The following is an 8,499-nucleotide window of genomic DNA, read 5'->3' as shown; positions in this document are numbered from 1 at the left end:
GGTGAGGCGCTGGAAGACGTTGAAGTACTCGGAGTCGCAACCCATGCGATTAACGACTTGAGACAGGATACAAGTCCTGTTTGATAAAAAAAATCCCCGGAGCAGGCACACTCAGGGGAAAAAACTTCATAACATCATTGCTGTGTGCGTCTTTGCGCGGAGTATATCTTCTGAGAAAACTCCTGGTATTTCCAGATATTTTTGATCTGAACAGTTAAGTTAAAGTTCCGGTTGCATGGGTATGTTTTTACTTAAGGGGGCCTGGAGATGTTGAAGTGCTCGGAGTTGCTATGCACACGATCAACAGCTTGAGGCTGGATACTACCCCTGTTTGAAGGGGAGTGTGATTAACCGCACGTTAACTACTGTTTCCTGAAATTAACATCTGAGATAATAACCTCACGAATAATAGAGCAAAGCGCGTTTAAATGTGAGCAGTAAGAAAACGTTAACGTTCATGCAATTTTTGATAATAAATAGTCAACTCGCCGGCATCTCAGATACTTGGGCTGATTTGTGGGTATTGATTTTCCATACGAGCCTTAGTGCGGGTAGGCTGTTGGCGCTTCGGTACGATGACATAGATAATGATTCAATACTGATACGAGAGCGTGGGAGACTGAAAGCGCTGCGCGTTGAAATTCCACCTAGGGCGATGGCGATGATAACTCGGCGACGGGAAAGGTATCCAGAGGATGTTTTTGTGTTTCAGAGTCATTCGAACCGGGTAAAGTATGAATGTCGGCCAGTCACTTTAATTGCTTTCAACACTGCCTTAGGCCGGGCTGCAAAATCCTTACCGGGAGTCACCGTGAGCAGTAGTAGCGCAAGAAACGTATCTCATTAATCGCCCATAAGCACCTGCTGGCAAAGTAGTCAACTTGCAACCCCTTAGTGGGTTATTTGTAAGCTATGAGAATGGTTATTGCCTCAGACCCTTAGGGGGTAAAATTGGGGCAAATTTTGGGGCAGAATAACGTTTGGGGCACGATTTGGGACAATCAAATGTCCGCATTTGTCCACATTTGACCAGAAGTCAATAAAGTTAAGTTGTTGAAAAAATTGCAGAACGTTGAATTTGCTAAACTATTTTTTTGCATGCCATAATAAAGTTAATATTTAGGCAACCGCGATCAAAAAAATTGCGCTGTTTGCAGCACCGGACGAGGTTATTGCGTAAACTTTAAAAACTTTACCAACTCGCTGTTTCTTTAAGGTCATTTGTACGCTTTACTCACCGGCTGCTGCGGCGCGGAACGAGTGTGGCGGCATATTTTTGTTTGGAAAGGATACTTGGGTGGCTCTTATGACGCATGATGCTTTTTCCCTTCGCGGCCTCGCGGCAGGCTGCGCGCTTTTACTTCTCGTTGCGCCTGCGGTGCAGGCTGCGGAACAACTCCCCGATGCGCCATCCATTGACGCGCGAGCCTGGATCCTGATGGACTATGCCAGCGGCAAAGTGCTCAGCGAAGGCAATGCCGACGAAAAACTCGACCCGGCGAGCCTGACCAAAATCATGACCAGCTACGTTGTCGGCCAGGCGTTAAAGGCGGGTAAGATTAAGTCTACAGATATGGTGACCATCGGACGCGATGCGTGGGCCACCGGTAACCCGGCGCTGCGCGGCTCTTCGGTTATGTTCCTCAAGCCGGGGATGCAGGTGTCGGTAGAAGATCTTAACAAGGGCGTCATCATTCAGTCCGGCAACGACGCCAGCATCGCGATAGCCGACTACGTGGCGGGCAGCCAGGACGCGTTTGTCAGCCTGATGAACGGCTATGCGCAGAAAATGGGCCTGACCAATACCACCTTTATGACCGTGCACGGTCTGGACGCGCCGGGCCAGTTCAGTACCGCCCGCGATATGGCGCTGCTCACCAAAGCGATGATCCATGACGTGCCGGAAGAGTATGCGATCCATAAAGAAAAAGAGTTCACCTTCAACAAAATCCGCCAGCCGAACCGCAACCGCCTGCTGTGGAGCACGAACCTCAACGCTGACGGGGTGAAAACCGGGACCACCGCCGGGGCGGGCTACAATCTGGTTTCTTCCGCGACGCAAAACGATATGCGCCTGATTGCCGTCGTGCTCGGCACCAAAACTGACCGTATCCGTTTTAACGAATCAGAAAAACTGCTGACCTGGGGATTCCGCTTCTATGAAACCGTGACTCCGATTAAACCCGATGCCACCTTCATTACCCAGCGCGTCTGGTTTGGCGATAGCAGTGAAGCGAAGCTGGGGGCGGGCGAGGCGGGTTCCATCACGCTGCCGAAAGGCCAGCTGAAAAACCTCAAGGCCAGCTACACCCTGAATGATGCACAGCTGACCGCGCCGCTGACCAAAGGGCAGGTTGTCGGCACCATCGACTTTAAACTGAATGATAAAACCATTGAGCAGCGGCAGCTGATTGTAATGGAAGCGGTAAACGAAGGCGGTTTCTTTAGCCGGATGATCGATTTCGTGCTGATGAAACTGCACGGCTGGTTCGGCGGTTGGTTCTCTTAAAATGCAGGCCGCGCCCTGCGGGGCGCGGTTAGTAAAGCAGTGAAATTTGTTTTTCCTTCGCCAGCGCGAGCAGATCGTCATCCGGACACACGTCGCTGGCTATTACGTCAAACTGCGATAAATCCCCCATCCGCGCCGGCCGGACTTTGCCGAATTTACTGTGATCGACAACCAGCACGTGGTAGCGAGCGCTTTTCATCGCCCAGTGTTTGACCGGCAGCTCTTCCAGGTTAAAACAGGTCGCGCCCTGCTCGCAATCGACGCCCGCGGCGGAATAAAACGCGATGTCCGGGCACAGATGGCTCAGCGTATCCTGCAGGCTTAGCGGTTTAAAAATGGCGTTGCTGGCGTGGAACTCGCCGCCGCACAAAATTGCGCGGCACTGGGGCTTTTCCTGTAAGGAAAGAAAGGTATTGAGCGAATAGCAGACGCCGGTAAAGGGCAGGGCGCTATCGATGGCGTCGATGATCCACGGCGTGGTGGTCCCGCAGTCAAAAAAGGCCATCTGGTGGGGCTCAAGCAGCTTTGCCGCATGGCGGGCGGCGCGGCGTTTTTCATCCACAAGGCGCGTTTTCTGATCGCTCAGCAGATAGTGCGTTGCGCTGCGCGGCTCCAGAACGATATAGCCGCCCAGCAACACGACCGGACCGCTGTGGCCGTTGAGGTCGCGACGAATGGTCATCTCTGACACGCCAAGCAGGGTGGCCGCTTCTTTTAGATGGAGTTTATCACTGCGCTTGAGTGCCTGAATAAGCTGGCTGATGCGTTCGTCACGACGAGTTTCCATATTCCCTCTAAGCTGAAAGCGCCCTGCATTGACAGGGCGTCAGCGGCGATTTTACCTGCCGGAAGAGGCTTAGTCACGCGCAGGAATCGGGCGCTGCCGCAACTTTACCGGCTGGTCAGGAACGTCTATTCGCGCACCCAGCCTTTGCGAATCGGCAGCGAAAAGAACAGGCGGTACAGCCGCTGCAGATGCTGATAGAGGGTTTTTCCGCCGCTTTGCCACAGCAGTTGGGCGCTAAGGCAGGCGATCATCGCGGTGAGCAGCCCGCCCAGCATGTCCATCGGCCAGTGAACGCCGAGATAGACCCGGGACCAGGCAATCGCGCAGGCAACGGCGATAAGCAGCGCGCCCGACCACAGGCGGTGCCAGAACATAAAGGCCAGCGCAAAGGTAAAGCAAATAGTACCGTGATTGCTTGGGAAGGAGTTATTGGGTGAATGATGCAGGAAGTTATAGCCCACACCGGCGGCAAACGGACGTTCATGCGGAAAAAACACGCCGAATATCCATGAAAGCGTGAGGCTAATCGCGAGCGCCATCATCACCTTAAATACTAGCTGACGCTGGTTTGGCCCCCAAAGCCATAAGGCGAACACCAATAATGGCACAATAATAATCAGGTCTTTGGCGATAAACGTCGCGATTTCAATTGCCCACCACGGCGACGCGGGGGTGGCATTGAGGAATGCAAACAGCGAGTAGTTAATATTTTCCAGCATACATCCAGGCTCTTGGGTCCGTTAGCAACAAGCCGCCCACCTTAAAAAACGGTGGCGATAAGGTAAAGCAGTATTGTCTTAATTATCAGTTTGTTATGAATGAAAGTGCGTATGTGGCTTCGTTAACAGACTGAGTAAAGGAGTATATAGCCTGTAATCTAATTGAAACATAAACGAAATATATACAGTGGGATTTTCATTCGGTGATGGCGACGCGGTCTCTGCGTGGCGATATTTCTCTTCATCGCTCACAATTCACTATCTCCCCGGCACGACTTTCATTAAACTTTGCGCGGTTTTATTTAAATAAGAGATTTCATGCACAATTCTTCGCTTTCAGGCAAACGCCTCGGACGTCAGGCGCTGCTCTTTCCGCTGTGCCTGGTGTTATACGAATTCGCCACCTATATCGGCAATGACATGATCCAGCCGGGAATGCTCTCGGTGGTGGAAGAGTTTGGCGTGGGCAATGAGTGGGTTCCGACCTCAATGACCGCCTATCTGGCCGGCGGTATGTTTTTGCAGTGGCTGTTGGGGCCGCTTTCGGATCGCATCGGCCGCCGTCCGGTCATGCTGACCGGGGTGGTATGGTTTATCGTGACCTGCCTGGCGACGCTGCTGGCGCAGACGATTGAGCAGTTCACGCTGCTGCGCTTTTTGCAGGGCATCAGCCTGTGCTTTATCGGTGCGGTTGGCTATGCGGCGATACAGGAGTCTTTTGAAGAGGCGGTGTGCATCAAGATCACGGCGCTGATGGCCAACGTCGCGCTGATTGCGCCGCTGCTTGGGCCGCTGGTGGGCGCGGCCTGGGTTCATCTCCTGCCGTGGGAGATGATGTTTGTCCTGTTTGCCGTGCTGGCCGCTATCGCCTTTTTTGGGCTACAGAAGGCGATGCCGGAAACCGCCACCCGCATTGGCGAGAAGCTATCGGTTAAAGAGCTGGGGCGTGATTATCGTGAAGTGCTGAAAAACCTGCGCTTTGTCGCCGGCGCGCTGGCCACCGGTTTTGTCAGCCTGCCGCTGCTGGCGTGGATTGCCCAATCGCCGGTGATCATCATTAGCGGCGAGCAGGCGACCAGCTACGAGTATGGTCTGCTGCAGGTGCCGATATTTGGCGCGCTGATTGCCGGTAACCTGGTGCTGGCGCGCCAGACTTCCCGCAAGACGGTGCGTTCGCTGATTATTCTCGGCGGCTGGCCAATTATGATCGGCCTGCTGATCTCCGCCATCGCGACGGTGGCGTCAACCCACGCGTATCTGTGGATGACCGCCGGGCTGAGCGTTTACGCCTTCGGCATTGGGCTCGCCAACGCCGGGCTGGTGCGCCTGACGCTGTTTGCCAGCGAGATGAGCAAGGGAACGGTGTCGGCGGCGATGGGGATGCTGCAAATGCTGATCTTTACCGTGGGTATCGAAGTGAGCAAGCACGCCTATGAGGCTGGCGGCAGCGGACTCTTCAGCTTGCTCAACCTGCTGAGCGGGGTGCTCTGGCTGGCGATGACGGTCTACTTTCTGAAGGATAAACGCGTAGGCAGCTCCCTCGAACCGCAGTAATCTTCACATGCCCTGCTGCGACGTTACGCGCCGCAGCAGGCGCGCCCTCAGGCGAACGGCGCTTCGCGATTAAGCACTTTATCAATAATATGCAGTACGCCTTCTTCGTTATTGTGCGGCGCACGATAGCCAGCAACGGCCTTCACCGGCGCGGCGGCGTTGGCCATCGCGTAACCGAATCCGGCATGCTGCAGCATTTCAATATCGTTGCCGCTATCGCCAAAGGCGACCACTTCATGATTGTCGATCCCCCAGCGCTCCTGCAGGATGCGCAGTCCGTTAGCTTTGTGTACCCCAGGAATAATCAGGTCAATGCTGCCGTAGCCGGTAGCGACCGCGGTCACCATATCGCCAAGCGCAGCGTGCAGCTTCGGCTGTATCTCAGGGATCAGCTGGTCCGGGACGTTGAGACCGAACTTCAGAATCTCATCATCAGCAATATGATTAAAATCGTCGACCAGTTCGAGGCGATGATAGTACTTTGCCGCGACCGCTTTCAGCGCATCGTTATAGCGGTTGAGGGTATAAGCGCTGCGCTTACCGCAGGCGATAATTTCAATGTTGGTCAGCGTCTGGAGATGATCGATGACGGTATTGAAATGCTCCTGCGGCATCCGGCAGTTAAATACATCTTCTCCGGCGCTGACCACCCAGCCGCCGTTTTCGGCGACAAAGGCGATCTCGTGCGCTACCTCCGGGAAGAAGGAGATAAGCTGGTAATACTGGTTGCCGCTGGCGACGACGAAGCGGATGCCCTGCTCGCGCATCCGTTGATACTGGGCGAGGAAGCGCTGACGGTTATAGGTTTTGGCATCGCTCAGAAAAGTGCCGTCCATGTCTACCGCAATCATTTTGATGCTCATTAACTGTTCTCCATCACGGGTTCAGATTGTGGCTTCGCTACCGCGCGAGCGACGATGGCCGCGACCAGCACGAGTGCCAGCACCACCATCATGGCGCTGCGCAGGCCGAAGTGTTCGCCGAGAAAGCCCAGCAGCGGCGGCCCGACGAGGAAGGCGAGGTAGCCGGTAATCGCCACCACGCTGACGCGCTTCGGCGCATCGGGGCCGGTGTCGCTGGCGGCAGAAATGGTCAGCGGGAAGCCCAGCGACGCGCCGAGACCCCATAATAGTACGGAGAGACCGGCGACCCACGGGTTATCGACGAAAATAATCAGGCCAATGCCCAGGGCGCCCATTACCGCGCTGGCGCGAACCACCGTCACCCGGCTGTAGCGGTCAATAAACCAGCCGCCGGTAAAGCGGCCAAGGGTCATGCCGAGGGTGAAGCCTGCGTAAATCAGCGAGCCGGAGGTTGGGCTGAAGCCGTGGCCGTCAACCATCAGCAGCGGCAGCCAGTCGTTGGCGGAGCCTTCAGCAAAGGCCATGGCCAGGACGATCGCGCCAATCAGCAGCAGCTGGGCATCGCGCCATATCGGCAGGCCTTTGCCTTCATGGCGCGCCGCTTCCGCCGCATTTTTGCCGGTGCCTTCAGGGATCGCGCGAATGGCGATAGCAATGGGGGCGACGGCCACCAGCGCCGCCAGCAGGATGTGCGGCGCGGCGGGCAGGCCGAAGCCGGTTACCGCCATACCAATCCCGGCGCCGACGAGCGTACCGAAGCTGTAGAAACCATGCATCATCGGCAGGACGGTTTTATTCATCTCACGTTCAACGGCGGCGCCTTCGACGTTAATGGCCACTTCCGCGGAGCCAAAGCTGGCGCCGAAGATGGCTAAGCCGATAGCAAACAGCACCGCCGAGGTAAACCATAGCGCGGCGCTGAGCACCAGCATGCCGACCACCGCGCAGGACATGGTGGCGCGAATCACTTTACGGGTGCCGAATCGATTGACCAGCCACGCTGAGCAGAGGATGCCGCTCATCGAACCTATTGATAGTCCAAATAATACAATCCCCATTTCCGCCGTCGATAGCGCGAGCAGATCGCGAATCGCCGGCGTGCGGGTCGCCCATGAGGCCATGAGTAATCCGGGGATAAAAAAGAACATGAAGAGCGCCCACAGCCTTAGCTGGAGGGCTCTGCGGGAGGTTTGCGCTGTCATCCGTAAATGCCCGAGAGTGAAGAGATGCAGACAACAGTAGCAAGGTTGTGTACATTTGTACATCCAGGCAGGCTGCCGCGGAATGCTTTTTTATTGACCTCTATGATTCGATTCAGCCTGAGGCATATTTGACGCGTACGCCGTGGGATTCAGCATCTGTTTTAATGAAAGAGGAAAAGGGGATGGCCCGTCGACCAAACGACCCGCAGCGGCGGGAGCGGATTTTGCAGGCGACGCTGGACACGATCGCGATACACGGTATCCACGCGGTCACGCACCGGAAAATCGCCACCTGCGCGGGCGTGCCGCTGGGCTCGCTGACCTACTATTTCAGCGGCATTGAGGCGCTGGTCGAAGAGGCGTTCAGCCTGTTTACCGGCCAGATGTCGGCGCAGTATCAGCAGTTTTTTGCCGATGTGCATAGCCGCGAAGAGGCCTGTGACGCCATTGCGGAGCTGATTTTTAGCGCCCAGGTGACCACCGCGCGCAATATGGAGCTGATGTATCAGCTGTATGCTTTTTGCAGCAGCCAGCCGAATTTAAAAGCGGTCATGCAGAACTGGATGCTGCGCAGCCAGCGGACCCTTGAGCAGTGGTTTGAACCGGCCACGGCCCGCGGGCTTGACGCCTTTATCGAGGGGATGACGCTGCACTTCGTGACCGACAGAGCGCCGCTATCGAGAGAAGCGATTCGACTGATGGTAGACCGGCTGGCGGGAGCGTGAGCGGGGCGCAGAAAACAAAAAAAATTTATGTAAATTGGTCAATGAAAACAATTAGTTGCATGATGGTCAATAAGTTAGGTGAGTGGTAAGGAGTGGCGATCACGGGGCAATGCCAACCGCTGCTGCCACTTGGCTCATCG

The 8,499-nt window shown here is 55.3% G+C and carries 8 protein-coding genes; 4 read left to right on the top strand and 4 right to left on the bottom strand.

Annotated elements, in window-relative coordinates; all coding sequences use genetic code 11:
* The first annotated feature begins 457 nt into the window (after positions 1-457).
* Together FQK12_RS27955 and dacC are read left to right on the top strand one after the other, a co-directional pair.
* Positions 458-847: a hypothetical protein gene (locus tag FQK12_RS27955; protein WP_038423246.1), complete on the top strand. Its 390-nt coding sequence runs from the start codon at positions 458-460 to the stop codon at positions 845-847.
* Positions 848-1,306: 459 nt separating this feature from the next.
* Entirely contained in the window at positions 1,307-2,509 is a 1,203-nt protein-coding gene (gene dacC / locus FQK12_RS00490; protein WP_014228588.1) for a serine-type D-Ala-D-Ala carboxypeptidase, read from the top strand.
* A 28-nt stretch (positions 2,510-2,537) separates the two neighbouring features.
* Here dacC and deoR read toward each other — a convergent pair whose 3' ends face one another.
* Positions 2,538-3,296, bottom strand: coding sequence for a DNA-binding transcriptional repressor DeoR (gene deoR / locus FQK12_RS00485; protein ID WP_004849345.1), 759 nt, complete (start codon positions 3,294-3,296; stop codon positions 2,538-2,540).
* A gap of 125 nt (positions 3,297-3,421) precedes the next feature.
* Positions 3,422-4,015, bottom strand: coding sequence for an undecaprenyl-diphosphate phosphatase (gene ybjG, locus FQK12_RS00480; RefSeq protein WP_004849347.1), 594 nt, complete (start codon positions 4,013-4,015; stop codon positions 3,422-3,424).
* 318 nt (positions 4,016-4,333) lie between these two features.
* Here ybjG and FQK12_RS00475 point away from each other — a divergent pair, with 318 nt between their 5' ends.
* Positions 4,334-5,569 carry an MFS transporter gene (locus tag FQK12_RS00475; RefSeq protein WP_014228589.1) on the top strand — a complete coding sequence of 412 codons (1,236 nt, stop codon included), beginning with the start codon at positions 4,334-4,336 and terminating at the stop codon, positions 5,567-5,569.
* A gap of 47 nt (positions 5,570-5,616) precedes the next feature.
* Here the strand turns inward: FQK12_RS00475 and FQK12_RS00470 are convergent, their stop codons facing one another.
* Positions 5,617-6,432, bottom strand: coding sequence for a Cof-type HAD-IIB family hydrolase (locus tag FQK12_RS00470; RefSeq protein WP_014228590.1), 816 nt, complete (start codon positions 6,430-6,432; stop codon positions 5,617-5,619).
* Positions 6,432-7,634: an MFS transporter gene (locus FQK12_RS00465; RefSeq protein WP_014228591.1), complete on the bottom strand. Its 1,203-nt coding sequence runs from the start codon at positions 7,632-7,634 to the stop codon at positions 6,432-6,434. Before FQK12_RS00465 ends, FQK12_RS00470 begins: the two co-directional genes overlap by 1 nt.
* Positions 7,635-7,816: 182 nt before the next feature.
* Between FQK12_RS00465 and FQK12_RS00460 the strand changes: the two genes are divergently transcribed.
* Complete coding sequence (locus FQK12_RS00460; RefSeq protein WP_014228592.1) at positions 7,817-8,359, top strand: TetR/AcrR family transcriptional regulator; 543 nt, start codon at positions 7,817-7,819, stop codon at positions 8,357-8,359.
* Positions 8,360-8,499: the final 140 nt, after the last annotated feature.

The organism is Klebsiella sp. ME-303 (genome assembly GCF_007910085.1).
GTDB lineage: Bacteria > Pseudomonadota > Gammaproteobacteria > Enterobacterales > Enterobacteriaceae > Klebsiella > Klebsiella michiganensis.
The sequence above is the reverse complement of the archived record's forward strand: the minus strand, read 5'-3'. Positions and strand labels throughout refer to the sequence as shown.

Excerpts from the sequence above, each read along its gene's own strand:
- FQK12_RS27955 (WP_038423246.1), top strand. The coding sequence starts at position 458 with ATGCAATTTTTGATAATAAATAGTCAACTCGCCGGCATCTCAGATACT.
- dacC (WP_014228588.1), top strand. The coding sequence starts at position 1,307 with ATGACGCATGATGCTTTTTCCCTTCGCGGCCTCGCGGCAGGCTGCGCG.
- deoR (WP_004849345.1), bottom strand. The coding sequence starts at position 3,296 with ATGGAAACTCGTCGTGACGAACGCATCAGCCAGCTTATTCAGGCACTC.
- ybjG (WP_004849347.1), bottom strand. The coding sequence starts at position 4,015 with ATGCTGGAAAATATTAACTACTCGCTGTTTGCATTCCTCAATGCCACC.
- FQK12_RS00475 (WP_014228589.1), top strand. The coding sequence starts at position 4,334 with ATGCACAATTCTTCGCTTTCAGGCAAACGCCTCGGACGTCAGGCGCTG.
- FQK12_RS00470 (WP_014228590.1), bottom strand. The coding sequence starts at position 6,432 with ATGAGCATCAAAATGATTGCGGTAGACATGGACGGCACTTTTCTGAGC.
- FQK12_RS00465 (WP_014228591.1), bottom strand. The coding sequence starts at position 7,634 with ATGACAGCGCAAACCTCCCGCAGAGCCCTCCAGCTAAGGCTGTGGGCG.
- FQK12_RS00460 (WP_014228592.1), top strand. The coding sequence starts at position 7,817 with ATGGCCCGTCGACCAAACGACCCGCAGCGGCGGGAGCGGATTTTGCAG.